The following is a 23950-nucleotide window of genomic DNA, read 5'->3' on the forward strand; positions in this document are numbered from 1 at the left end:
GTGCCGGGCGGGAGGAGTGTGTCAGCTCAGGCGTCGGTGTCCGGGGGCGCGGGCGCCTGGCTGGCGTCGCCGTCCCAGTCCTTGCCGGCCTTGTAGGCGTGCCCGGAGGCGCTGTCGGTCTGGTCGGCGACGGTCTGCGCCATCTCCTCGTCGGACAGGCCCTCGCCGGCGGCCTCGGTGTGGCTGGTGGGCTCGCTCATCCCATCTCCTCCGTCGAACGGCTTCGGTCCCTCCAGCCCTCCCCGGCGGGCCCCGCGGTCAAACTCCGGCCCCGGTCACCCGCCGGGACGGACCGGACGAGCCTGCCGCCGCCGGAGCGCAACTCCCCTTGCGTGCAACACCCGTTCCCTACGATCGGGCACGACCGGTCGCGGGCGCGGCCCGCCCGACTGCGAGGAGGCCCCGTGGCCACAGGACCGTCGGTGACCGCCACGCCGGCACCCGGGGACGACGCGGTCGCGGCGCTCGAGCAGCTGGTGCGGGAGATCGACCGGTGCGCGGCCGAGCTGCAGGACGCCCGCACCCGCGCCGAGCAGCTGCTGTGCCAGCGCCGCTCGGGGGACAGCTGGCTCGCCATCGTCACCGAGGAGTCCCGCCCGCTGGTCGTCGAGCGGATCACCACCGTCCTCGGCGCCCTGGCCGGCGCCGGGTCGACGTGGCGCCGCGCCCAGGCCCGCGCGCTGCAGGCCGAGCAGGTGAGCATCAACCGGATCGCCGCGATGTTCGGCGTCACCCGCCAGCGCATCTCGGCCCTGCTCCGGGACCAGCCCGGCCGGAACGGCGGGACGGCCTAGGCCGTCAGCGCGTCGATGGCCTTGTAGACGCGCTGCTCCGAGATCGGCCGCGGCGTGCCGAGCTGCTGGGCGAACAGGCCCACGCGCAGCTCCTCGACCATCCACCGGACGCGGGCGACCGGGTCGTCGGGGGCGCCGGTGGGCGGCACCTCGTGGCGCAGCTGCTCGTACTCGGCGGTGACCGCGGCGACCTGGTCCGTCCAGAGGGCGTCGCGCACCGCGTTGGCCGGGAGCTTCTCCAGCCGCAGCGCCATGCCCTTGAGGTAGCGCACCAGGTCGGGCAGCCGCCGGCGGCCGGCGTCGGCCACGAAGCCGCGGTGCAGCAGCCCCGCCATCTGGCGGCGCAGGTCGGCGACCGCCGCCTCGGGCACCCGCCGCCCGGGCGCCGCGCCGATCGCGACGGCGACCTCGCGGGCCTGGGTCAGCACCGCCTCGACCCGCCGCACGGCGTCCTGGGTGAGCGGCAGCAGCTGCTGCCTCGCCGTCGTCACCAGGGCTGTGAAGGCGGCCTCGTCGCGGGGCGGCCCGCCGGCGGCGGCGACCAGCTCGTCGGCCGCGGCGTCCACGCAGTCGTCGACCAGCGCGGGGATCTCGCCGTCGGGGTTGAACTGCAGCGCCAGCCGGCTCTTCGGGGAGAGCCCCTTGACCACCTGCCGGGTGGGCGAGCCGGCCACGAGCACGAGCAGCCGCCGGGCGCCGCGCCAGGTGAGCCGCGTGGCCTCGGCCTCGGTGGCCACCACCCGGACGCCGGCCGTCGCCCCCTCGTCGACCAGCGCCGGGTACGCGGTGACCACGTGCCCGCCGCGGCGGACCTCGACGGTGCGCGGCAGCTCGCCGATCGTCCAGGCGGTCAGCCCGGTGCGCTCCAGCTCGGAGGCGGCGCGGGCCAGGCTCGCCCGGGCCTGCGGCGCGACCTCGCGGCGCAGCGCCTGCAGGTCCTTGCCGGTGGCCAGCGGCCGCTGCTTGTCGTCGAGCACGCGGAAGGTGGCGCGCAGGTGCGCGGGCACCTCCGCCGGGCGCCAGGCGTCCGGCGGGACGACGACGGCCGCGGCCCGGCGCAGCTCGCGCTCCAGCGCCGGCAGCAGGGGCTCGGTCGGGGCGATGCGCGGCAGCACCTCGCGGACCCGGTCGGGGATCGGCACCAGCGCCCGGCGCAGCTGCTTGGGCAGCGTCCGCAGCAGCGCGGTCACCAGCTCCTCGCGCAGGCCGGGCACGGTGAAGGCCAGCGACTCCCCCGACGTCCGCTCGGCGACGGTGTCGAGCACCGCGAGCGGCACGTCGACGGTGACGCCGTCCTCCGGCGCGCCGGGGGCGAAGGCGTAGGACAGCGGCAGGGTCAGCCCCTGCGTCAGCGGCACCTCGTCGGGGAAGTCCGCGGGGTCCACCTGCCCGGCCGCGGCCGCGTCGGTGAGCACCTCCGGCGTGAGGGTGAGCAGGTCCGGCGTCTCGCGGCGGGCCTGCTTCCACCAGCGGTCGAAGTGCCGGGTGGAGACGACGTCGGCGGGGATGCGGGCGTCGTAGAGCTCGAACAGCGTCTCGTCGTCGACCCGGATGTCCCGGCGACGGGCCCGCTCCTCCAGCTCGGCGACCCGCTCGAGGGCGCGCTGGTTGTCGGCCCAGAAGCGGTGGTGCGTCGTCCACTCGCCCTGGACGAGGGCGTGCCGGATGAACAGCTCGCGGGAGACGACCGGGTCGATCGAGCCGTACTGCACCCGCCGGCCGACGACGAGCGGGATGCCGTACAGGGTGACCCGCTCGGTGGCGACGACGGACCCGCGCCTCGCGTCCCACCGGGGCTCGGAGTACTCGCGCCGGACCAGGTGGCCGGCCAGCCGCTCGACGTCGTCGGGGTCGACGCGGGCCACCGTGCGGGCGAACAGCCGGCTGGTCTCCACCAGCTCGGCGGCCACCACCCAGCGCGGCGGCTTCTTCGCCAGCGGGGTGCCGGGGGCGATGACGAACCGGGCGCCGCGGGCGCCGAGGTACTCGCGGCCGCCGCGCCGCCGGTCGCCGTCGCGCCGCTTGGTGTCCTCCACCTGCAGGCCCACCTGCGACAGCAGGCCGGCGAGCAGGGCGGTGGTGATGCCGCGCTCGTCGGGCTCGGCGGCGAGCGAGCCGGGGGTCATGCCGAGGCGGCGCGCGGTGCTGCGCAGCTGGCCGTGCAGGTCCTGCCACTCGCGGATGCGCAGGTAGTGGAGGAACTCGCGCTTGACCGTCCGGCGGAACGCGCTGCCCGACAGCGCCTCCTGCTGCTCGGTCAGGTACCGCCAGAGGTTGAGCAGGGTGAGGAAGTCGGAGTGCTCGTCGGCGAACCGGGCGTGCATCTGGTCGGCGGCCTGCTGGTGCTCGGTGGGCCGCTCGCGGGGGTCCTGGATGGTCAGGCCCGCGGCGACGACGAGCACCTCCTCCAGCACGCCGCGCCGGTCGGCCTCGACGACCATCCGGCCCAGCCGCGGGTCGAGCGGGAGCTGGGCGAGCGCCCGCCCGGTGTCGGTGAGCCGGCCGGCGTCGTCGAGGGCGCCGAGCTCCTCGAGCAGCGCCCGGCCGTCGGCGACGGCGCGCCGGTCCGGCGGGTCGACGAACGGGAAGTCCTCGACGGCGCCGAGGTCGAGCGCGGCCATCTGCAGCAGCACCGAGGCGAGGCTGGTGCGGAGGATCTCCGGGTCGGTGTACTCGGGCCGGGCGTCGAAGTCGTCCTCGGTGTACAGCCGGATCGCGACGCCCTCGGCGACGCGGCCGCAGCGGCCCGAGCGCTGCCGCGCCGAGGCCTGGCTGATCGGCTCGATCGGCAGCCGCTGCACCTTGGTGCGCGCGCTGTAGCGGGAGATGCGCGCGGTGCCGGGGTCGACGACGTAGCGGATGCCGGGCACGGTCAGCGACGTCTCGGCGACGTTGGTGGCCAGCACGACCCGGCGGCCGGTGTGCGGCTGGAACACCCGGTGCTGGTCGGCGGCCGACAGCCGGGAGTAGAGCGGCAGCACCTCGACGCCGGGGAAGCGCTCGGTCAGGGCGTCGGCGGTGTCGCGGATCTCGCGCTCGCCGGCGAGGAAGACCAGCACGTCGCCCGGGCCCTCGTGCGCCAGCTCCTCGACGGCGTCGCCGATGGCGGTGACCTGGTCGCGGTCCGGATCGGCGTCGGGGTCGTCGGGGTCCACCACCGGCCGGTAGCGGACCTCCACCGGGTAGGTGCGGCCGCTGACCTCGACGACGGGCACCTCGGCGCCGTCGACGCTGAAGTGCTTGGCGATCCGGTCGACGTCGATGGTGGCCGAGGTGATGACGACCTTGAGGTCGGGCCGGCGCGGTAGCAACTGGGCGAGGTAGCCCAGCAGGAAGTCGATGTTGAGGCTCCGCTCGTGCGCCTCGTCGACGATGATCGTGTCGTACTGGCGCAGCAGCCGGTCGTGCGCGATCTCGGCCAGCAGCACGCCGTCGGTCATGAGCTTGACCAGCGTGCCGTCGCCCACCTGGTCGGTGAAGCGCACCTTCCAGCCGACCGCCCCGCCCAGCGGCGTGCCGAGCTCCTCGGCGATCCGCTCGGCCACCGTGCGCGCGGCGATCCGCCGCGGCTGGGTGTGCCCGATCCGGCCGCGCACGCCGCGGCCGAGCTCGAGGGCGATCTTGGGCAGCTGGGTGGTCTTGCCCGAGCCGGTCTCCCCGGCGACGACGACCACCTGGTGCTCGCGCAGCGCGGCGGCGATGTCGTCGCGGCGGGCGCTGACCGGCAGCTGCTCGGGATAGGTGATCGCGGGGAGGGCGGCCCGGCGGCGGGCGATGCGCTCCTCCGCGGCGGCGACGTCGGCGGTGATCTTGCCGAGGGCCCGCTCGCGCGCGGCCTCGTCGCGGGTGCGGCGCAGGCCCTCGAGCCGGCGGCCGAGCCGGTGCTCGTCGTCGAGGGTCAGCGCGGCCAGCCGGGACCGGAGGTCCGCGAGGGTCGCGGTCACGGGCGCGCTCGACTCCCTTCCGGGGTGGGGGGACGGGTGGCCACGGGGGCCACCGCCCCCAGGATCGCAGGTCCGGCCCGCGCCGCCGGACGTCCGGGACCGCAGGGCCATGGGCTCCAACGCGCCGGAGCGCCGGACCCTTCCCGCGCGAGGTGCACCCAGCGGCACCCGCGGGTACCGGAGGTGGACCCGCTGTCACTCACCTCACGATGCGTGCACGGTGCAACTGGTTGCATGTAGCGCACACGGACTTGTACCGTGCATGCATCCGCTCATCCCGTTCCCCGGAGTCCCCCATGTCCCCGTCCGCGCCCCGTGACGCCGGCCCCGCCGCGCCGTCGCCACAGCGCGCAGCGGAGGTCCGCCGGCTCTCCGAGCAGATGCCGCGCTTCATGCGGCTGGTGCACGCGTTCAAGAGCCTCCCGTCCGCCGCCGCCGACGGGCGGGAGCGGGCGGCGCTGGTGCTGCTCTTCCCGCTGACCCGCCTGGGGCCGCTGCGGCAGAGCGCGCTGGCCGAGCTGGTGCACGCCGACCCGTCGACGGTCAGCCGGCACGTGGCCTGGCTGGTCGAGCACGACCTGGTGCAGCGCGTGGCCGACGAGACCGACGGCCGCGCCACGCGCCTCGTCGTCACCGACGCCGGCCGGGCCGCCGTCGAGCGGCTGGCCGAGGAGCGCACCACCCAGCTCGCCGCGATGCTCCCCGGCTGGTCCGACGCCGACCTCGCCACGCTCACCGAGCTCTTCGGGCGCCTGCTCGACGACCTGACGGCAGCGCTGCCGTCCGACCCCCGCTCCCCCTCTGCACTCCCCGTCCCGAGAGAGAGACCATGAGCCAGACCACCGCCCACCCCACGGGTGGGCGCAGCGGCGCCCGCGCCGCGGCGGCCGCACCGGACTCCTCCGGCGCCTTCACGCACCGCCAGATCGTCACGATCATCGTCGGCCTGATGGTCGCGATGTTCCTCGCGGCCCTCGACCAGACCGTCGTCGCGACCGCCATCCGCACCATCGCCGACGACCTGCAGGGCTACGACCTGCAGGCCTGGGCGACGACGGCGTTCCTCATCACCTCGACGATCGCCACGCCGCTGTACGGCAAGCTCTCCGACATCTACGGCCGGCGGCCGTTCTACCTGTTCGCCATCGCCGTGTTCGTCGTCGGCTCGATGCTCTGCGGCCTGGCGGACTCGATGTACGAGCTCGCCGCGTTCCGCGCGGTCCAGGGCATCGGCGCCGGTGGCCTGATGTCGCTGGCGCTGGCGATCATCGGCGACATCGTGCCGCCGCGGGAGCGCTCCCGGTACCAGGGCTACTTCATGGCCGTCTTCGGCACCTCGAGCGTCCTGGGCCCGGTCATCGGCGGCTTCTTCGCCGGCCAGGACTCGCTGCTCGGCATCGACGGCTGGCGCTGGATCTTCTACGTCAACGTCCCGCTGGGCCTGCTCGCCTTCGCCGCCGTCTTCCGGGTGCTGCACCTGCCGCACGAGCGGCGCGAGCACCGCATCGACTGGCCCGGCGCGCTGGCACTGGTCACCTTCCTGGTGCCGCTGCTGATCGTCGCCGAGCAGGGCCGCATCTGGGGCTGGGGCTCGACCCGCTCGCTGGTCTGCTACGCCGTCGGCGCCGTCGGCTTCGTGCTGTTCATCCTCGCCGAGCGCGCCTACCGCGACGAGGCGCTGCTGCCCCTGCGGCTGTTCCGCAACCGCAGCTTCAGCGTCGTCGGCGTCGGCAGCGTGGTGATGGGCGCGGGCATGTTCGGCGGCCTGCTCCTGCTGCCGCAGTACCTGCAGATCGTCCACGGCTCGAGCGCCACGGTCGCCGGCCTGCAGATGATCCCGCTGGTCGCCGGCATCATGACCGGCGCGATGAGCTCGGGCATCGCGATCTCCAAGACCGGCAGGTACAAGGTCTTCCCGCTGGTCGGCATCGTGTTCATGACCGTCGCGCTGCTGTCGATGTCGTTCGTCGTCGACGCCGACACCTCGGTGTGGACGCTGGTGCCGTTCATGGTCCTGCTGGGCCTGGGGCTGGGCTTCAACTTCCAGCCGACGATCCTCGCCGTGCAGAACGCCGTCTCCCCGCGGGAGATGGGCGTGGCCACCTCGTCGGTCACGTTCTTCCGGCAGATGGGCGGCACGATCGGCACCGCGGTCTTCCTGTCGGTGCTGTTCAGCCGGCTGCCGGTGGACATCGAGTCGGCGCTGACGTCGTCGACCGACCCGCGGGTGCAGCAGGCGCTGCAGAGCGGTCAGCTGCAGGGCGGCGGCGACCTGTCGGACACCTCGTTCATCCAGACGCTGCCGTCGTTCCTCGCGGCGCCGTTCAAGACCGGGTTCTCGAACTCGATCGACCTGGTGTTCCTCATCGCCGCCTGCGTCGTGGCGATCGGGTTCTTCGTGTTCCTGTTCCTGCCGCAGCTGGCGCTGAGCAACCAGTCCGGCATCCAGGCCCAGCAGGCCGCCCGCCAGACCGCCGGCGAGCCGACCGGGGACGACGCCGGCGCGCAGGTGGCCCAGGCCGCCGGTGCCGCGGTGCCGACGTCGACGGCTCCCCCCGCCGGGCGCCCCGGCGACGCCGAGCCCGCGGGCCGGCACCGCGCCTGAGGCCGTTCCAGCACGTCAGAGGCCCCTCCCCGCACCGGGGAGGGGCCTCTCCTCGTGGTGCGGCAGAAATGGCCATTCCTGTCGCTCAGGGGATGAGCATCGGACGCGTGCACGGTGCGGCGGCGCGTCGTGCCGTGTCGCGTGCACGCAGCCGATGATCGACACGAGCGGGCCGGGCCCCGGCGGGCCGCGGCGCCCGCTGACCCCTCCCGCCCCCGGCCTATCGTGGGCCGGTCGGGCCGCGCGCCCGGCTCTCCCGCCGCCGTCGTCCGTGGAGGCCCCGTGTCCCCCAACCTCATCCTGTCGCCGCGCGACCTGGACTTCCTGCTCCACGAGTGGCTCGAGGTCGAGACCCTCACCAAGCGGCCCCGTTTCGCCGAGCACTCGCGCGAGACGTTCGACGCGGTCATGGAGCTGGCGCAGCAGATCGCCACGGAGCACTTCGCGCCGCACAACCGGAAGGCCGACGAGAACGAGCCGCGGTTCGTCGACGGCAAGGTGGAGATGATCCCCGAGGTCGCCAAGGCGCTCGCGGTGTTCCGCGAGTCCGGGATCATGGCCGGGACCTTCGACGAGGAGTACGGCGGCATGCAGCTGCCGCAGACCGTCGGGCAGGCGGCGTTCGCCTGGTTCAAGGCGGCCAACGTCGGGACCTCGAGCTACCCGTTCCTGACCATGGGCAACGCCCGGCTGCTGCTCGCGCACGGCTCGCAGGAGCAGAAGGACCGCTTCGTCCGGCCGATGCTCGAGGGCCGCTGGTTCGGCACGATGGCGCTGTCCGAGCCGCAGGCCGGGTCCTCGCTGGCCGACATCACCACCCGCGCCGAGCCCCAGGACGACGGCACCTACCGGCTCACCGGCAACAAGATGTGGATCTCGGCCGGCGACCACGAGCTGACCGAGAACATCGTCCACCTGGTGCTGGCCAAGATCCCCGGCGGCCCGGCGGGCGTGAAGGGCATCTCGCTGTTCATCGTGCCGAAGGTGCTCGTCGGGGAGGACGGGTCGCTGGGCGAGCGCAACGACGTCGTCCTGGCCGGCCTCAACCACAAGATGGGCTACCGCGGCACGACGAACACGCTGCTCAACTTCGGCGAGGGCGTGCACACCCCCGGCGGCCGGGCCGGCGCGGTCGGGTACCTCGTGGGCGAGCCGCACAAGGGGCTCTCCTACATGTTCCACATGATGAACGAGGCGCGGATCGGCGTCGGGATGGGCGCGACCGTCCTCGGCTACACCGGCTACCTGCACGCGCTCGAGTACGCCCGCACCCGCACCCAGGGCCGCTCGGCGAGCAGCAAGGACCCGTCGTCGCCGATGGTCCGGCTCGTCGACCACCCCGACGTCCGCCGGATGCTGCTGGCCGCCAAGAGCTACGCGCAGGGCGGCCTGGCGCTGGGCCTGTACTGCGCCCGCCTGGTCGACGAGGAGCGGACCGGGGAGACCGAGGACGACCGCAGCCGCGCCCACCTGCTGCTCGACACCCTGACGCCGATCGCCAAGGCGTGGCCCTCGCAGTGGGGCCCGGTCGCCGACGACCTGGCCATCCAGGTGCACGGCGGCTACGGCTACACCCGCGACTACCCGGTCGAGCAGTTCTACCGGGACAACCGGCTCAACCCCATCCACGAGGGCACCAACGGCATCCAGGCCCTGGACCTGCTCGGCCGCAAGGTGACCATGCAGGGCGGCGCCGGGCTGCGGCTGCTGGCCGAGACGATCGCGGCGACGACGGCGCGGGCGGCCGGGACGCCGTTCGCCGACCTGGCCGCGGACGTCGACGCCGCCGTCGCCCGGCTGGTCGCGGTGACCGGCACGCTCTGGGGCACCGGCGACCCGGCGCTGGCCCTGGCCAACGCCAGCGCCTACCTCGACGCGGCCGGGCACACCGTCGTCGGCTGGCTGTGGCTGGAGCAGGCCCTGGCCACGCGCGACGAGACCAGCGACTTCCACGAGGGCAAGCGCGCCGCGGCGCGGTACTTCCAGCACTGGGAGCTGCCCAGGGTGCACACCTGGCTGGACCTGCTGGAGTCCCTGGACCGGACGGTGCTCGACACCCCCGACGCCCACCTCTGAACGCACTCGCGCCCCGCGGCTCCGGGAGGAGCGGCGGGGCGCGGGTCGTCCGGGGCCGGCCCCCTCGTGGGGTCCCGCCGCGAGCTCGCGAGCGGCGGTGGTCGAGGGGGTCCTTCGACTACGCCGCCCGGGCCATCCCCACCGCCTCGACGGCGGCACCGGCCGGGGCGGTCTCGCGGCGGGCGGCCGCCCGCTGCTCGCGCTCGTACCGCGCCGTGGTCGACGTGCCCATCGCGATCACCAGGGCGGTCAGGACCAGGAACCCGACCAGGGTGACTGCAGGCCACAGAAGCATCTCGAACGTCCCCTTGCTCGTCTCGTGACGCCGGCCGGGCGGCGGGCCCGGCGGCTCGTCTCTGGGGACTGTGTCCCCAGCGAACCGCCCTCTCAATCGTCGCTACGCAGTGTTCACCTGACAGGCTGTGACCGACTTCACCCGTCGGGGCCGTCGGAGCCCGGTGCGCCGCCGGATCCGGCGCGTGGTGTCATCGAGGCGTGTCCGCAGGTGCCGAGGTCTCCACCGCCGGCCCCGACACCCCGCCCGCCCGCACGCGGCCCGCGCTGCTGGTCCTGACCCTCTCACTCGGCGTCACGACGCTGTCCCTGCTGCAGAGCCTCGTGGTCCCGGTGCTCGGGCCGATCGGCGAGCAGCTCGGTGTCTCGCCGGCCGCGGCCGGCTGGGTGCTCACCGCCAACCTGCTGGCCGCCGCGGTCCTCACCCCGGTGCTCGGCAGGCTCGGCGACACCCGGGGCGAGCGACCGGTGATCCTCGGCATCCTGGTCGCGGTCGCGATCGGCACGCTGCTGGCGATCGTCACCCGCTCGCTGCCGCTGCTGATCGTCGCGCGGGTCCTGCAGGGCTCCTCCTACGGGCTGTTCCCGCTGTCGATCAGCGTGCTGCGCCGCGAGCTCCCGCCCGAGCGGCTGAGCGTGGCGATGTCGGTCGTCAGCAGCACCCTCGGCGTCGGCGGCGTCGTCGGTCTGGTCGCCGCGGGCCTGCTCACCGGCGACGGCGGCGACTACCACCGGCCGTTCTGGATCGGGCTCGGCGTGACCCTGCTGTCCCTGGCACTCGGCGCCGTCCTGCTGCCCCGCCGCCCGGCGACGGCCCGCGGGCGGGTCGACTGGCTCGGCGCCGTCGTCCTGGGGATCGGGCTCGTGCTGCTGCTCCTGCCGGTGTCGCAGGGCAACACCTGGGGCTGGACCTCCCCGCAGACGCTCGGCTGCGCGGCCGGGGCGCTGGCCGTCCTCACCGGCTGGGTGCTGCTGCAGCGCCGCCGCGCCCAGCCGCTGGTGCGCCCGGCGCTGCTCACCGACCCGCGGATGCTGGTGCCGAACATCGCCGGCTTCACGACCGGCATCGGGCTGTTCGTCTCCTTCCTCGCCGTCATGCAGTACGTGCAGACGCCGCCCGGCGCGGCCGGCTACGGGTTCGGCGCGCCGGTGCTCGAGGCGGCCGTCGTCTACCTGCTGCCCGGCGGTGTGGTCGGCATCCTGCTGGCGCCGCTGGCCGGCAAGGTCGTCGACCGGATCGGCGCGCTGCCCACCCTGCTCACCGGCGCGGTCGCCGGCGTCGCCGGGTTCGTGGTGTTCGCCCTGGGCCGGTCCGAGCCGGCGGTGGTGGTCGTCGCGGGGCTGCTGTCGCAGGCCTGGGTGACCGTCGCCTACGCGGCGCTGCCGACCCTCGTGGTCCACGCGGTACGGCGCAGCGAGACCGGCGTCGCGAACGCGGTCAACTCGATCGCCCGCTCGCTCGGCCAGGCGGTGGGCAGCACGCTCACCGTGGCGCTGCTCGGCGCGACCACCGACCCGGCCACCGGCCTGCCGCGGGCCTCGGGGTTCACCGCGGTGGCCCTGCTCGGCGCGGGTGCGGCGGCCGCGGTGGCGCTGGTCAGCCTGGCCGGGATGGTGCAGGCCCGGCGCAGCGGGCCGGGCGGTCCCGACGACCTCCACGACGTCGAGCGGGCGACCGCCGGCGCCGGCGAGTGGTCCCCGGTGTCCGGCATCCGCTGACGCCCGCGACGCGCCGGGATGATCACCGGGGCGCATGGAAGCGGCCCGTCCGGGGAACCCAGGGTCCGATCGACCCGCCCCCAGACCCGGAGGACGACCATGGCCCGCCCGCACGGCTCCCGCGCCGCGAGCACCGACACGGCGAAGCCGGCACGCTTCTCCGGCAACACCGCCGGGGACCCCGCGCCGCACGACGACAAGGTCAATTCCACCCGCTTCGACAACGCGCCGCGCGGGACGGACACCACGCCGACCTTCTTCGGGACGGTCAAGCGGACCGTCAAGGAGTTCCAGGAGGACAACCTCACCGACTGGGCAGCCTCGCTGACCTACTACGGCGTCCTCGCGCTCTTCCCGGCGCTGATCGCGCTGACGTCGATCGTCGGCCTGCTGACCACCCCCCAGCAGCTCACCGACGCGCTGACCACCGTCGTCCCCGCCAGTGCCGCGGACACGATGGGCCCGGTCATCGAGCAGGTCGCCGGCAACCAGAGCACCGCCGGCTTCGGGCTCGTCGTCGGTCTCGCCCTCGCGATCTGGTCGGCGTCGGGCTACGTCGGCGCCTTCACCCGCGCGTCCAACGTCGTCTACGAGACGCCCGAGGGCCGCAAGATCTGGAAGCTCAAGCCGCTGCAGCTGCTGATCACCCTGATCGGCATCCTGTTCGCCGCCGTCATCGTGGCGATGCTGGTCCTCAGCGGCCCGGTGGTCGAGGCCGTCGGCTCGGCCATCGGCCTGGGCGACACCGCGCTCACGGTGTGGAACGTCGTCAAGTGGCCGGTGATCCTGGTGGTCCTGGCCCTGATGATCGCCGTCCTCTACTACTCGACGCCGAACGTCAAGCTGCGCGGCTTCCGGTTCATCAGCCCCGGCGCCGGCGTGGCGATCCTCGTCGCGGTCCTGGCCTCGGCCGCCTTCGCCTTCTACGTGGCGAACTTCGGCAGCTACAACAAGACCTACGGCGCGCTGGCCGGCGTCATCGTGTTCCTCATCTGGTTCTGGCTGATCAACCTGGCCCTGCTGTTCGGCATCGAGTTCGACGCCGAGAAGGAGCGGACGACCGAGCTCAAGGAGGGCGTCCCCGGGGCGGAGAAGGAGATCCAGCTCGACGCCCGCGCCGAGCCCAAGCCCCGCAACACCCACTGAGGAAGGGCCTGCCTGCCCCCCACCACTCGCTCCGCTCGCGGCGGGCCCCCGCAGGGGAGGCCGAGCACGAGGGCCCCTCCCGGGATCGGGAGGGGCCCTCGTCGTGTGCTCAGCGGGCGGTGGGCGGGCCGTCGCCGCGGCGGGCCGGCGGGGTGCGCTCGATGACGGCGGCCACCGCGGCCAGCCCCCGGCTGACCGCCTGACCGGCCGGGGCCAGCGGGGCGGGCGCCCGCCGGACGAGGGTGTCGACGACGTCACGGCTGCGGTCCAGCAGCGACAGCGGCAGGCCCGACAGCGCGTTGCCCGGCGGGCGGCGGGACACCGTGGGGTGCGCGCGGGTGGGCGAGATCCGCCGCACCAGCTCCCACCGGCGGCCCAGCCGGCGCAGCTCGGCGGGGTCGAGCCGCTCCTGCAGCCGGGGGAACAGCACGTCCTCCTCGTCGCGGACGTCCTCGCGCAGCACCTCGACCAGCCGGGCGAGCCGGGCGGGCCGCTCGGGGTGGTCGGGGCCGCCCTCCTCCAGCGCCGCGACCAGCTCGTTGACCTCCTGGTGCTCGGTCTCGATCCGCCGGGTCAGCGCGTCGCCGTCGGGCAGCACCCGGCGGATGACCGGCCAGAGCACGGTCTCCTCGGCGAACGCGTGGCTGAACACCAGCCGGTCGATGCGCGTGAGCACCGCCTCCTGCGCGCGGCCGGTGGTGCCGTCGAGCTCGTGCAGCAGCCGGTCGAGCTCGACGTGGTCCGCCCGCTGACGCACCAGGACGCTGCCGGGACCTCCCAGCTCGTCGTCGGTCTGGTCGGCGATGGAACGGGGCACGGGGCCCTCCTCGGAACGGGTGCGGTCGGATCCGCCGGTCCGTGCCCCGATCGGCGCGCCGTCATGCCGCCGGCACGGGTTGCCGCCCGGGGGCGGGGGTAGCCCGGACCCACGGGACAGCGGGGTCCCGGCACCCGGAGGAGGCAGCGTCATGGCCGACCGGCCCACCGTCACGTCGGACTTCTACGAGCTCGAGGCCCTCCTCGACGAGGAGGACCGGGCGACGCTGATGCGCGTCCGGGCGTTCATGGACGAGCAGGTCGAGCCGGTGATCAACCAGTACTGGACCCGGGCGCAGTTCCCCCGCGAGCTCATCCCGGGCCTGGCCGAGCTGGGCATCGCGGGGGCGCAGTACTCCGGGTACGGCTCCCCCGGCCGCTCCTCGCTGTTCGACGGCATGGTCTCGATGGAGCTCGGCCGCGGGGACCCCTCGGTGGCCACCTTCATGGGCGTCCACGGCGGGCTGGCCATGGGCACCCTGCACCTGTGCGCCTCCGAGGAGCAGAAGGAGCGCTGGCTGCCCGCGATGGCGCGGATGGAGACCATCGGCGCCTTCGGGCTGACCGAGCCCGAGCACGGCTCCGACGTCGCCCGCGGCATCCAGACCACCGCCCGCCGCGACGGCGACGAGTGGGTCCTCGACGGGCAGAAGAAGTGGATCGGCAACGGCAGCTTCGCCGACCTGGTGGTCATCTGGGCGCGCGACGTCGACACCGACCGGGTGCTCGGCTTCGTCGTCGAGGCGCCGACGCCGGGCTTCAGCGCCGTCGACCTCGAGGACAAGATCGCGCTGCGGGCGGTGCAGAACGCGCACATCACCCTCGACGGCGTCCGCGTGCCGGAGGAGAACCGGCTGCAGAACGCGAACTCCTTCCGCGACACCGCGAACGTCCTGCGGGCCACCCGGGTCAGCGTGGCGTGGTCGGCGGTCGGGTGCTCGCGCGGCGCCTACGAGCACGCGCTGCGCTACGCGATGGAGCGCGAGCAGTTCGGCCGGCCGATCACCTCGTTCCAGCTGGTGCAGGACCTGCTGTTCCGGATGCTCGGCAACATCACCGCCTCGGCGGCGCTGTGCGCGCGGGCGTCCCAGCTGCAGGACTGCGGGATGCTGCGCGACGAGCACGCCTCGATGGCCAAGGGCTGGAGCACCATGCGCATGCGGGAGACCGTCGGCTGGGCGCGGGAGCTCATGGGCGGCAACGGGATCCTGCTGGAGAACCACGTCGGCCGGTTCGTGGCGGACGCCGAGGCGATCTACTCCTACGAGGGCACCCGCGAGGTCAACAGCCTCATCGTCGGCCGCGCGATCACCGGCACGAGCGCCATCACCTGAGCGGCAGGACCCCTCGTCACCGGCCGTCCCACCACCGGGCCGCGGCCTCGGCGGGGGTGAGCCCGTCGACGGCGACGGAGCGGTTGAGCCGGATCAGGTCGATCGTCGTCAGCTGGGCGCTGACCGCGTCGAGCGCGGCGCGCAGCCGCTCGCCGCCCTCGGCGGCCACCTCGGTCCGCAGGAGCGGCACCACGTTCTCCCGCGGCTGCAGCGCCCGGTCGTCGCGCAGCAGGTTCAGCGAGGCGTCGGTGAGCCGGGCGTCGGTCGTCTCCAGCATCCCGACGTCGACCTGCCCGGTGAGCAGCGCCTCCACCGTGGCCGCCCGCGACGGCATGCTGCGCACCTCGGCGAACTCGATGCCGTACACCTCGCGCAGCCCGGGCAGGCAGAACCGCCGTTCGCTGCACTCGGGCGGGCCGCCGAACACCAGCTCCGGGGCGATCGCGGCGAGCTCGCTGAGCGTCGTCACGCCCCGCCGGGCGGCGAGGTCGGTGAGCACGACGAACCCGTTCTGGTCCTCGGCCTCGGCCGGCGCCAGGACGGTCAGCCCGCGCGGCGCGAGGGCGGCGGCCAGCCACTCCCGGAGGACGGCGGGGTCGTGGGACGCCGTCCCCGCACCGGCCTCCAGGAACTCCGACGCGGTGCCCAGGTAGTCGACGACGAGGTCGACGACGCCCTGCTCGAGCGCCGGGAAGACCACCTCGCGGGTGCCGATGCCGTGCTGCACCGCCACCTCGAACCCGGCCCGCCGGACCGCCTCGGCGTACACCTCGGCCAGTGTCTGGTTCTCCGGGAAGTCGTAGGACGCCACCCGCACGACGCCCTCGGCGGGCGGGCCGGCGTCCGCGGCCGGGGAGCCGCAGGCGCCCAGGACGGCGACGGCGAGGAGCAGCGCGACGAGCGGTCGACGACGCATCACGGACCCTCCCGGGACAGGAGGCGACGCCCCGCGGGCGGACTGGCGCAGGGACGCCACGCTAGCCCTGCTCGGGACCAAGGTCGATGGTCCCGCGAGCGCAACCGGTGCAGCATCGGGCGGCATGGCGGCCACGGCGCGGACCCCGGCGCCCCAGGCGCCAGGCCGCGCTCCGGCGCCCCAGGCACCGGCGACGGGGCCTGCGGCGCAGCAACCCGCGGGAGGACAGGTCCGGCGGCCGGACCTCCCGCCCATCCAGCACGTCCACCGCCGGCGCCGCCCCTCCGGCGAGCCGCCGCCGCTGCCGCGGCACCTCAACGCCTCGGGCAAGTGGTGGCTGGCGCTCAGCGGCGGCGTCGTCGTCACCTGGGGCGTCGTGCTCCTCACCGGCAGCGCGGCGTTCTTCGACCTGGTCGACACCCGGGTGCTGCAGGCGATCGCCGCCCTCCGCTCCCCCGGCCTCACCGACGTCGCCGAGGTGGCCGGCGTCCTCGGCACCAGCCGGGCGATCCACCTGCTGTGGCTGGCCAACCTCGTGGTGCTGGCGGTCTTCCGCCGCTGGCGGCACCTGTTCGTGTGGATCGGGGTCGGCCTGCTGGTGGTGAACACCGCCGCGACCCTGGCCGCCACGCTGCAGCGCCCGCGGCCCTACGAGGTGGAGATCCTCGGCAGCTGGTCGGGCTTCTCGATGCCGTCGGTGCCGATGACCGTGCTGGCCACCTTCCTCGTCAGCACCCTCTACTCGCTGGTGCCCGCGGGCCACCTCCGGGACGTCGGCAAGTGGGTGGTGTGGGGCCTGCTGCTGGTCACCGCGGCCTCCCGGCTGTACCTGGCCCAGGACCACCCCACCGACGTCCTCGCCGGGGTCGTCCTCGGCGTCGCCGCTCCGCTGGCCGCCTTCCGGCTGCTGACGCCCAACGAGGTGTACCCGGTCCGCTACCGGCGCGGCAGCCCGGCGCACCTCGACGTCACCGGCGCCCGCGGGGAGGCCATCGTCCGGGCGCTGCAGGACCAGCTCGGGCTGGTCGCCACCTCGGTGAAGCCGTTCGGCCTGGCGGGTTCGGGCGGGTCCACGCCGCTGAAGATCACCGTCAAGGCCACCGACGCCGCCGACCAGGAGGAGAGCTGCGTCTTCGGCAAGCTCTACGCCGCCACGCACGTGCGGTCCGACCGCTGGTTCAAGCTGGGGCGCACGCTGCTCTACGGGCGGCTCGAGGACGAGAAGCCGTACCACAGCGTGCGGCGGCTGGTGCAGTACGAGGACTACGTCCTGCGGCTGCTCTCCGACGCCGGCCTGCCCGTGCCGCACCCGCTGGGGATCGTGGAGATCACCCCGGAGCGGGAGTACCTGCTGGTCGCCGAGTTCCTCCAGGGCGCGCGGGAGATCGGCGACCCCCAGGTCGTCGTGGACGACGCGGTGATCGACCAGGGGCTGGCCGTGGTGCGGCGGATGTGGGAGATCGGCATGGCCCACCGCGACATCAAGCCGGCCAACGTGATGGTGCGCGACGGCACGCTGTTCCTCATCGACTCGGCGTTCGCCGAGGTGCGCCCCAGCCCGTGGCGGCAGGCCGTGGACCTGGCCAACATGCTGCTGGTCCTCGCGCTGCGCACCGACGCCCGGACCGTCTACGAGCGGGCGCGCCTGCAGTTCTCCGACGAGGAGCTGGCCGAGGCCTTCGCCGCCACCCGCGGGCTCACCATGCCCTCGCAGCTGCGCCGGATGCTGCGCGCGCAGGGCCGCGACCTGCACCGGGACTTCCTCGAGCTGCTGCCCTACCGGCTCCCGCCGGTGCGCATCCAGCGGTGGACCTGGCGCAGGGCGGGGCTGTGCGTGGTCACCGCGCTGGTCCTCGTCCTCACCGCCGCCGTCGCCGTCGACCTGCTCGGGTCCCCGCTGTGAGCGGCGCCCGGCGCCCGGCCGCGGCAGCGGTGCTGGCGGCCGCCCTGCTGACCGCGGGGTGCGCGCCGGGCACCCCGACCGTCAGCGGCGAGCTGCCCGCCTGCCGCACCGGCGACGACGACCGGGCCGCCCACGGCGTCGTGCTCATGGCCCAGGCGGTGCCGACGGCGTCCTGGGTGCCGTGCGTGGAGAGCGTCCCGGTGGGCTGGACCTTCGCCGGCCTGGACGCCCACTCGGGCTCGGCGCGGTTCTGGTTGAACTCCGACCGCGACGGCTACCACGCCATCGAGGTGCGGCTGACCGCCGGCTGCGACACCTCGGGGGCCACCGAGATCCCCAGCGAGCGGGACGGGCTTACGCGCTTCGAGCGGGTCGTCCGGGTGACCCCGGAGTACCTGGGCCGCCGCTACTACGTGTTCCCCGGCGGCTGCCTGACCGTGGTGTTCACGCTCTCCGGCGACAACCGCGGGGAGCCCCTGGCGCTCGCCACGCAGAGCCTGGGCGTGGTGAGCCGCGAGGTGCTCGCCACCGAGGTGCACGAGGAGAGCGGCGGCCGGCTGCAGCTCGACCCGCCGCCCGCCGACGCCGCCCGCCCCGAGGACGAGGGGGACCCGCCATGACCGCCGTGACCCCGCAGGCGCCCCCCGAACGGCCGTCCCGGCGCAAGCCCCTGTGGCGCCGGGTGCTCGCCCCGCTGTTCTCGCTCGCGCTGGTCGCCGCCGTCTTCCTGTGGTTCCTGCCGCGCTTCGCCGACATGACGCAGGTCTGGGACGCGGTGGTCGACCTGTCGTGGGCGTCGCTGCTGCTTCTCGTGGCCGCGGCCGCCTGGAACCTGGCCACCTACCAGTTCGTGATGGTCGTGACCATGCCCGGCCTCCGGCTGCGGGAGGCGACGGTCTCCACCCTCACCACCACGGCGGTGTCGAACACCGTCATCGGCGGGGCGGCGATCTCGCTCGGGCTGACCTACGCGATGAACTCGTCGTGGGGGTTCTCGCGGTCCCGGACGTCGGTGTCGTTGCTGCTGTCGGGGCTGTGGAACAACTTCGCCAAGCTCGCCCTGCCGGTGGTCGCCCTCGTGCTGATGGCCTTCACCTCCTCCACGCCCGGTCCCGGCCGGGTGGCCGCGGGGATCGCCGGGGTGGCCGGGCTGGTCGCGGCCGTGGTCGTGCTCGGCCTGCTGCTGCACAGCCGGGAGGGCGCCGCCCGGATCGGCCGGGGCAGCGGGCGGGTCGCCTCCGCGCTGATCCGGCCGTTCGGCCGCCCGCCCGTGCAGGGCTGGGACAAGGCGACGACGAAGTTCCGCGACCGGACCGCGCTGCTGCTGCGCGCCCGCTGGCACTGGCTCACCCTCGCCACGCTGGTCAGCCACCTGTCCCTGTTCCTCGTGCTGCTCATCGCGCTGCGCGCGGTGGGCGTGTCCGCCGGGCAGGTCAGCGTGGTGGAGGCCCTCACGGTCTTCGCCTTCGCCCGGCTGCTCACCGCGATCCCGTTCACCCCCGGCGGGCTGGGGGTCATCGAACTGGCGCTCATCACCGGCATGTCGGCGTACGGCGGGGACCGGTCGCTGGTGGCCGCGGCGGTGCTCGTCTTCCGGGGCCTCACCTACCTGCTGCCCATCCCCCTCGGCATCGGCACCTACCTGTTCTGGCGGCACAACCGCTCGTGGCGGCGGGAGCCCAACTCCGCGCCGCGCACGGACCTGGTGCCGGAGACGGCGTGACCGGCCGGGCGGCCACCCGCCCGCGCCCGCCGGTCGCCCGGGGCGGTCGCGAGGTGGTCCTCGCCGCCGTCGGCGCGCTGCTGCTCGTGCTGGCCGCGCTGCCGGTCGAGCGGACGTCGGTGCCCCCGGCCGAGGCGGCGGTGTTCCGGGCGGTCAACGGGGTCGACGTCGTGCCGTTCGTGCTGGTCTGGCCGGTCATGCAGCTGGGCAACTTCCTCGTCGTGCCGGCGGCTGCCGTGGTCGCCGCCGCGCTGCGGAAGTGGCGGCTCGCGCTCGGGCTGCTGCTCGCCGGCGTCAGCACCTACCTGGCCGCGAAGGGGATCAAGGACGTCGTCGTGCGCGGCCGGCCCGGCGGGCTGCTCGAGGACGTCGTCGTCCGGGGGGCGGCCGCGCAGGGCCGCGGGTTCCTCTCCGGGCACGCCGCCGTCGTGACCGCCGTGCTCACCGTGGCCTGGCCGTGGCTGGGCCGCCGCGGGCGGATCGCCGGGGTGGTGCTCGTGGTGCTGGTCTGCCTGGCGCGGGTGTGGACCGCGGCGCACCTGCCGCTGGACGTCGTCGGCGGCGTCGGGCTGGGCCTGCTCGTCGGGGCGGTGGCGCTGCTGGTGGTCGGCCGGCCGGGGTGAGGTCTGCCGCGCGACGCCGCCTGTGGTTGAGTGACTGAGGTCACAGGAGGCCTCAAGACCCGAGGAGCCCGGGATGACCACCACCGCCCCGCGCCCGTCCGCCCCGCCCCGTCCGCGTCCCGCCGCGGCCCCCGACGGGGGCCAGCCCTCCTCCCCGGAGGCGTCCGAGGCGGTCACCGGCCTGGACATGGTGCTGGTCGACGGCGCCCGCGGGCCGCTGCGGCGGATGGTCCCGCCGGCCCGCACGGTCGCCCGGTTCGGCGCGTCGCTGGCGCGCCGGCCCGGGACCGTCGTCCGGACCGGCGGGGACCTGGTGCGCGAGCTGGGGCGGATCGCGGTGGGCCGCTCGGAGGTCGCCCCCTCGCCGAAGGACCGCCGCTTCGCCGACCCCGCCTGGACCGGCAACCCGTTCCTCCGGCGGACCATGCAGGCGCACATCGCCGCCGCGCAGGCCGCCGCGCGCCTGGTCGAGGACGCCGACCTCGACTGGCAGGACGACGAGCGGATCCGGTTCACGATGACCAACGTCGTCGACGCGCTGGCGCCGTCCAACGTCCCGTTCCTCAACCCGCTGGCGCTCAAGGCGGTCATCGACACCGGCGGCCGCAACGCGGTGAGCGGGCTGCGCCGGATGGTCTCGGACCTGGTGTCCCCGCCGCGGGTGCCCTCGATGGTCGAGCCCGACGCCTTCACCGTGGGCGAGGACCTCGCGGTCACCCCGGGCGCCGTCGTCCTGCGGACCGACGTGTTCGAGCTGATCCAGTACCGGCCGACGACGGAGACCGTCCGCGCCGTCCCGCTGCTGATGGTGCCGCCGACGATCAACAAGTACTACATCACCGACCTCGCGCCCGGCCGCAGCATCGTGGAGCACTACGTGGCCGCCGGCCAGCAGGTCTTCATGATCAGCTGGCGCAACCCCGACGAGCGGCACGCCGACCGGGGGCTGGACGCCTACGGCCAGGCCGTCGTGGACGCGATGGACGCCGCGCAGCGCATCACCGGCAGCGAGCGGGTGGCGCTCCAGGCGTTCTGCTCCGGCGGGATCATCACCGCGATGGTGCTCGCCCACCTGGCCGCCACCGGCCGGCTCGACCGGGTGGCCGCCGCCAGCTTCGCCGTCACCGTCCTCGACTGGGCGCGGGCCGGCACCGTGTCGGCGCTGATGGACCCCGAGGCGGTGCGGGAGGCGACCGAGAAGTCCCGGAGGAAGGGCTACCTCGACGGCGCGATGCTCGCCGAGGTGTTCGCCTGGCTGCGCCCCAACGACCTGGTGTGGAACTACTGGGTCAACAACTACCTGCAGGGCAAGCCGCCGGCTGCCTTCGACATCCTCTTCTGGAACGCCGACACCACCCGGATGAGCGCGGCGCTGCACCGGGACTTCATCGAGGTCGCGGTCGGCAACGCCCTCGCCGAGCCGGGGCGGGCGACGATGCTCGGCACGCCGGTGGACCTGTCCGCCGTCGACGTCGACGCCTACGTCACCGCCGGGATCGCCGACCACCTCTGCCCGTGGCAGGCCTGCTACCGCACCACCCAGCTGCTCGGCGGGGAGAGCCGGTTCGTGCTCTCCACCAACGGCCACATCGCCTCGCTGGTCAACCCGCCGGGCAACCCGAAGTCGACGTTCCAGGTGGCGCCGGACACCCCGGCCGACCCCGAGGAGTGGCTGTCCCGGGCGACGAAGGAGAAGGGCTCCTGGTGGCCGGACTTCACGGCCTGGCTCGGCGAGCGGTCGGGGGACGAGGTGCCCGCGCCGCAGTCGCTCGGGAGTGCGGAACTGCCGGTCCTGGGGGACGCTCCTGGGACCTATGTCCTCGAGAAGTGAGTCCGTCGGCACGCTGACCGTGCTCGGCCGCACCCTGCGGGTGGCCGAGCGGCGCGGCGACGGCACGACGCCGCCGCTGCTGCTCATGAACGGCATCGGCGCGAGCCTCGAGGTGCTGCAGCCCTTCGTCGACGCGCTCGACCCGCGGCGCACCGTGGTCCGGTTCGACGTCCCGGGTGTCGGCGGGTCCCCGCGGCCGGTCGTCCCCTACGTGCTCGGCACGCTGACGCCGGTGGTGGCCGGGGTGCTGCGCCGGCTGGGCCACGACGGGCCGGTCGACGTCCTGGGGCTGTCCTGGGGCGGCGGCCTGGCGCAGCACTTCGCCGTCCAGCACCGCCGCCGCTGCCGCCGGCTGGTGCTCGCGGCCACCGGCACCGGCGCGCTGATGGTGCCCGGCTCGCCGCGGGTGCTCTCGCGGATGCTCACGCCGCGGCGGCACCGCGACGCCGAGTACGCCCGGCGGATCGCGCCGGTCATCTACGGCGGCTCGGTGCGCACCGACCCCGAGCGGGCCGCGCGGGCGCTGCACGCGCACGAGCGCACGGGCCCGCGGCGCGGCTACTACTACCAGCTGGCCGCGAGCTCGGGCTGGAGCAGCCTGCCGTTCCTCTCCCTGGTCCGGCAGCCGACGCTGGTGGTGGCCGGTGACGACGACCCGATCGTCCCGCTGGTCAACGCCCGGATCATGACCCGGCTGATCCCCGACGCCCGGCTGCACGTGTACCGCGGCGGCCACCTGGCACTGGTCACCGAGGCCGACGAGCTGGCGCCGGTGGTCGAGGACTTCCTCGACGCCGACCAGGGGGACGCGCGCTAGAGCCCGCAGGCGTCGCCGCCGTCGACGAAGCCCTGCCGGAAGGCGTCGACCAGCTCGAAGCCGGACAGCTCCGGCTCCGGGACGACGGTCGGCTCGGTGGCGTACCGCAGCAGCACCACCGCGGCCTCGTCGACGTCGCCGGGCGAGAGGTCCAGCGGCGCGCCGTCGAGCGCGCCGAGGTGCGCCTCGCGGGCCAGCCAGCCGGTGGCGCACACCGCGCTGGTCACCGCCTCGGCGTCGTCCACCGACAGCCCGCGCTGCTCGCGGACCGCCAGCGCGTAGGGCAGGCCGAGCAGCGTCGTCACGGCGAAGTCGCCGACGTCGTCGAAGGCCGGCTCCAGCAGGTCGGCCGCGTCGTAGCGGACCGAGCCGTCCTCGGGGCAGAACTGCAGGTCCAGCTCGTGGCCCTCGCCGGTGCACACCGCGCCCGCGCCGTCGGCGGCCCGGACCTCGGGCGCGGCGAACGGGCCGCCCAGCGGGCCGGTGCCCGGGAAGCCGCGGGCCAGGGCCTGCTGCCAGAAGCCGGCGAGCACGTCGTCGGCGGCGTCGACCACCGCGTGGTACGACCGGTCACGCCCGCCCGGGCGGGGGTGGACCTCCTGCTGGGTGTAGAGCCGGGACCCGTCGAAGGCGGCGCAGGCCTCCGGGCCGTCGGCGTAGCCCTCCTGGAAGGCCGACAGCTGGTCGAACAGCGACCCGTGCGCGTCCGCGGCGTCGGGTGAGGTGCCGACGGCGTCGCCGAAGTACAGGTAGCCGAGCAGGTAGGGGTCGAGCTCCTTGGGCCGCACGGCGAAGTGCTCGGCCCGGCCGGTGACCACCCACTTCGTCCACGCGCCGGCGAAGCACTCGGCCTGGGTCTCGGCGACGATCGAGGGGTCGTCCAGCCCCGCCTGCGCCTGGACGGCGTGGCTGATCTCGTGCGCCATGATCTCGGCGACGATGAAAGGGCCGTAGTCCCCGACCAGGTCGGCCAGCCAGGCCCGGTCGTACACGACGACGTCGTCGTCGCCGCAGTAGAACGCGTTGTCGGCGAGGTCGTCGACGTCGTCGGGGAAGCAGACGCCGTCGGGCAGGGCGGCGGGGTCGGTCTCGGCCGGGTCGACCGACCAGAAGCCGCCCTCGATCGCCCCGAACGGCCCGCCGAACACCTCCGGGTAGGTCCGCTCCCAGAAGGCGAGGACGTCGGCCACCGCGTTGCGCGCCACCCGGTCGGCCGGGTCGCCGTCCTCGGCCAGGTGCACGCGCACCTCGACGTCGGTGGCGTCGGTGGTCGCCGTCCCCGTCGGGGACGCCGTGCCGGGGACGACGGCGGTGCAGCCGCCCGCCAGCACCCCTGCCGCCAGCAGCACGCCGGCGGCCGGGTGTCGCGGGCGGGCGGCGGCAGGCATGGTGACAGCGAGGCTCCCCGG

General features: G+C 74.7%; 19 protein-coding genes. 13 read left to right on the top strand and 6 right to left on the bottom strand.

The annotated features are described in order from the left end of the window. Positions 1 to 26: 26 nt before the first annotated feature. Positions 27 to 200 (bottom strand): hypothetical protein, encoded by a 174-nt coding sequence (locus ACI8AA_RS08490; RefSeq protein WP_456941527.1) that lies wholly within the window; start codon positions 198 to 200, stop codon positions 27 to 29. Positions 201 to 404: 204 nt separating this feature from the next. Here ACI8AA_RS08490 and ACI8AA_RS08495 point away from each other — a divergent pair, with 204 nt between their 5' ends. Next, positions 405 to 794 carry a hypothetical protein gene (locus ACI8AA_RS08495; protein WP_457044043.1) on the top strand — a complete coding sequence of 130 codons (390 nt, stop codon included), beginning with the start codon at positions 405 to 407 and terminating at the stop codon, positions 792 to 794. On the opposite strand, the gene hrpA is transcribed toward ACI8AA_RS08495, so the two are convergent. Then, entirely contained in the window at positions 791 to 4738 is a 3948-nt protein-coding gene (gene hrpA, locus ACI8AA_RS08500) for an ATP-dependent RNA helicase HrpA (protein WP_457044044.1), read from the bottom strand. The genes ACI8AA_RS08495 and hrpA overlap by 4 nt on opposite strands. A 296-nt stretch (positions 4739 to 5034) precedes the next feature. Between hrpA and ACI8AA_RS08505 the strand changes: the two genes are divergently transcribed. From ACI8AA_RS08505 to ACI8AA_RS08515, 3 genes are all read left to right on the top strand, one after another. Then, positions 5035 to 5571: a MarR family winged helix-turn-helix transcriptional regulator gene (locus ACI8AA_RS08505; protein WP_457044045.1), complete on the top strand. Its 537-nt coding sequence runs from the start codon at positions 5035 to 5037 to the stop codon at positions 5569 to 5571. After that, complete coding sequence (locus ACI8AA_RS08510) at positions 5568 to 7343, top strand: MDR family MFS transporter (RefSeq protein WP_457044046.1); 1776 nt, start codon at positions 5568 to 5570, stop codon at positions 7341 to 7343. The genes ACI8AA_RS08505 and ACI8AA_RS08510 overlap by 4 nt, the downstream gene beginning before the upstream one ends. 282 nt (positions 7344 to 7625) lie before the next feature. Beyond that, on the top strand, positions 7626 to 9419 hold the full coding sequence (locus tag ACI8AA_RS08515; protein WP_457044047.1) for an acyl-CoA dehydrogenase: 1794 nt from the start codon (positions 7626 to 7628) through the stop codon (positions 9417 to 9419). Positions 9420 to 9537: 118 nt separating this feature from the next. Here ACI8AA_RS08515 and ACI8AA_RS08520 read toward each other — a convergent pair whose 3' ends face one another. After that, positions 9538 to 9714, bottom strand: coding sequence for a hypothetical protein (locus tag ACI8AA_RS08520; RefSeq protein ID WP_456927548.1), 177 nt, complete (start codon positions 9712 to 9714; stop codon positions 9538 to 9540). Positions 9715 to 9914: 200 nt separating this feature from the next. On the opposite strand from ACI8AA_RS08520, the gene ACI8AA_RS08525 reads away from it, so the two are divergent. Together ACI8AA_RS08525 and ACI8AA_RS08530 are read left to right on the top strand one after the other, a co-directional pair. Beyond that, positions 9915 to 11432, top strand: coding sequence for an MFS transporter (locus ACI8AA_RS08525; RefSeq protein ID WP_457044048.1), 1518 nt, complete (start codon positions 9915 to 9917; stop codon positions 11430 to 11432). A gap of 99 nt (positions 11433 to 11531) precedes the next feature. Next, positions 11532 to 12578, top strand: coding sequence for a YihY/virulence factor BrkB family protein (locus tag ACI8AA_RS08530; RefSeq protein ID WP_457044049.1), 1047 nt, complete (start codon positions 11532 to 11534; stop codon positions 12576 to 12578). Positions 12579 to 12687: 109 nt separating this feature from the next. Here ACI8AA_RS08530 and ACI8AA_RS08535 read toward each other — a convergent pair whose 3' ends face one another. Then, positions 12688 to 13395, bottom strand: coding sequence for a hemerythrin domain-containing protein (locus tag ACI8AA_RS08535; protein WP_457044050.1), 708 nt, complete (start codon positions 13393 to 13395; stop codon positions 12688 to 12690). Between the two features lie 151 nt (positions 13396 to 13546). Here ACI8AA_RS08535 and ACI8AA_RS08540 point away from each other — a divergent pair, with 151 nt between their 5' ends. After that, a complete protein-coding gene (locus ACI8AA_RS08540; RefSeq protein WP_457044051.1) occupies positions 13547 to 14728 on the top strand; it encodes an acyl-CoA dehydrogenase family protein in 1182 nt (393 codons plus the stop codon). A 16-nt stretch (positions 14729 to 14744) separates the two neighbouring features. On the opposite strand, the gene ACI8AA_RS08545 is transcribed toward ACI8AA_RS08540, so the two are convergent. After that, on the bottom strand, positions 14745 to 15644 hold the full coding sequence (locus tag ACI8AA_RS08545; protein WP_457044052.1) for an ABC transporter substrate-binding protein: 900 nt from the start codon (positions 15642 to 15644) through the stop codon (positions 14745 to 14747). Between the two features lie 124 nt (positions 15645 to 15768). Between ACI8AA_RS08545 and ACI8AA_RS08550 the strand changes: the two genes are divergently transcribed. The 6 genes from ACI8AA_RS08550 to phaZ all read left to right on the top strand — a co-directional run bounded on the left by ACI8AA_RS08550 (position 15769) and on the right by phaZ (position 22541). Then, the gene (locus tag ACI8AA_RS08550) at positions 15769 to 17547 is read left to right on the top strand and encodes a phosphatase PAP2 family protein (protein WP_457044053.1); all 1779 of its coding nucleotides are present in this window, start codon (positions 15769 to 15771) and stop codon (positions 17545 to 17547) included. Then, positions 17544 to 18167, top strand: a complete 624-nt coding sequence (locus ACI8AA_RS08555) for a hypothetical protein (protein ID WP_457044054.1) — start codon at positions 17544 to 17546, stop codon at positions 18165 to 18167. Before ACI8AA_RS08550 ends, ACI8AA_RS08555 begins: the two co-directional genes overlap by 4 nt. After that, on the top strand, positions 18164 to 19270 hold the full coding sequence (locus ACI8AA_RS08560; protein ID WP_457044055.1) for a lysylphosphatidylglycerol synthase transmembrane domain-containing protein: 1107 nt from the start codon (positions 18164 to 18166) through the stop codon (positions 19268 to 19270). The genes ACI8AA_RS08555 and ACI8AA_RS08560 overlap by 4 nt, the downstream gene beginning before the upstream one ends. Continuing rightward, positions 19267 to 19893 carry a phosphatase PAP2 family protein gene (locus tag ACI8AA_RS08565; RefSeq protein ID WP_457044056.1) on the top strand — a complete coding sequence of 209 codons (627 nt, stop codon included), beginning with the start codon at positions 19267 to 19269 and terminating at the stop codon, positions 19891 to 19893. Before ACI8AA_RS08560 ends, ACI8AA_RS08565 begins: the two co-directional genes overlap by 4 nt. Positions 19894 to 19966: 73 nt before the next feature. Next, positions 19967 to 21724, top strand: a complete 1758-nt coding sequence (locus tag ACI8AA_RS08570; RefSeq protein ID WP_457044057.1) for a PHA/PHB synthase family protein — start codon at positions 19967 to 19969, stop codon at positions 21722 to 21724. Beyond that, positions 21708 to 22541 (top strand): poly(3-hydroxyalkanoate) depolymerase, encoded by an 834-nt coding sequence (gene phaZ, locus ACI8AA_RS08575; protein WP_457044058.1) that lies wholly within the window; start codon positions 21708 to 21710, stop codon positions 22539 to 22541. The genes ACI8AA_RS08570 and phaZ overlap by 17 nt, the downstream gene beginning before the upstream one ends. Here the strand turns inward: phaZ and ACI8AA_RS08580 are convergent. Further along, positions 22538 to 23929: a neutral zinc metallopeptidase gene (locus ACI8AA_RS08580; protein WP_457044059.1), complete on the bottom strand. Its 1392-nt coding sequence runs from the start codon at positions 23927 to 23929 to the stop codon at positions 22538 to 22540. The genes phaZ and ACI8AA_RS08580 overlap by 4 nt on opposite strands. Positions 23930 to 23950 lie beyond the last annotated feature (21 nt).

This window comes from Geodermatophilus sp. SYSU D01180 (assembly GCF_054050415.1).

What these genes read in the sequence shown, in the direction of transcription:
- ACI8AA_RS08490 (WP_456941527.1), bottom strand. Translation starts at nt 200, where the DNA reads ATGAGCGAGCCCACCAGCCACACCGAGGCCGCCGGCGAGGGCCTGTCC.
- ACI8AA_RS08505 (WP_457044045.1), top strand. Translation starts at nt 5,035, where the DNA reads ATGTCCCCGTCCGCGCCCCGTGACGCCGGCCCCGCCGCGCCGTCGCCA.
- ACI8AA_RS08510 (WP_457044046.1), top strand. Translation starts at nt 5,568, where the DNA reads ATGAGCCAGACCACCGCCCACCCCACGGGTGGGCGCAGCGGCGCCCGC.
- ACI8AA_RS08520 (WP_456927548.1), bottom strand. Translation starts at nt 9,714, where the DNA reads ATGCTTCTGTGGCCTGCAGTCACCCTGGTCGGGTTCCTGGTCCTGACC.
- ACI8AA_RS08530 (WP_457044049.1), top strand. Translation starts at nt 11,532, where the DNA reads ATGGCCCGCCCGCACGGCTCCCGCGCCGCGAGCACCGACACGGCGAAG.
- ACI8AA_RS08540 (WP_457044051.1), top strand. Translation starts at nt 13,547, where the DNA reads ATGGCCGACCGGCCCACCGTCACGTCGGACTTCTACGAGCTCGAGGCC.
- ACI8AA_RS08545 (WP_457044052.1), bottom strand. Translation starts at nt 15,644, where the DNA reads ATGCGTCGTCGACCGCTCGTCGCGCTGCTCCTCGCCGTCGCCGTCCTG.
- ACI8AA_RS08550 (WP_457044053.1), top strand. Translation starts at nt 15,769, where the DNA reads ATGGCGGCCACGGCGCGGACCCCGGCGCCCCAGGCGCCAGGCCGCGCT.
- ACI8AA_RS08560 (WP_457044055.1), top strand. Translation starts at nt 18,164, where the DNA reads ATGACCGCCGTGACCCCGCAGGCGCCCCCCGAACGGCCGTCCCGGCGC.
- ACI8AA_RS08570 (WP_457044057.1), top strand. Translation starts at nt 19,967, where the DNA reads ATGACCACCACCGCCCCGCGCCCGTCCGCCCCGCCCCGTCCGCGTCCC.
- phaZ (WP_457044058.1), top strand. Translation starts at nt 21,708, where the DNA reads ATGTCCTCGAGAAGTGAGTCCGTCGGCACGCTGACCGTGCTCGGCCGC.
- ACI8AA_RS08580 (WP_457044059.1), bottom strand. Translation starts at nt 23,929, where the DNA reads ATGCCTGCCGCCGCCCGCCCGCGACACCCGGCCGCCGGCGTGCTGCTG.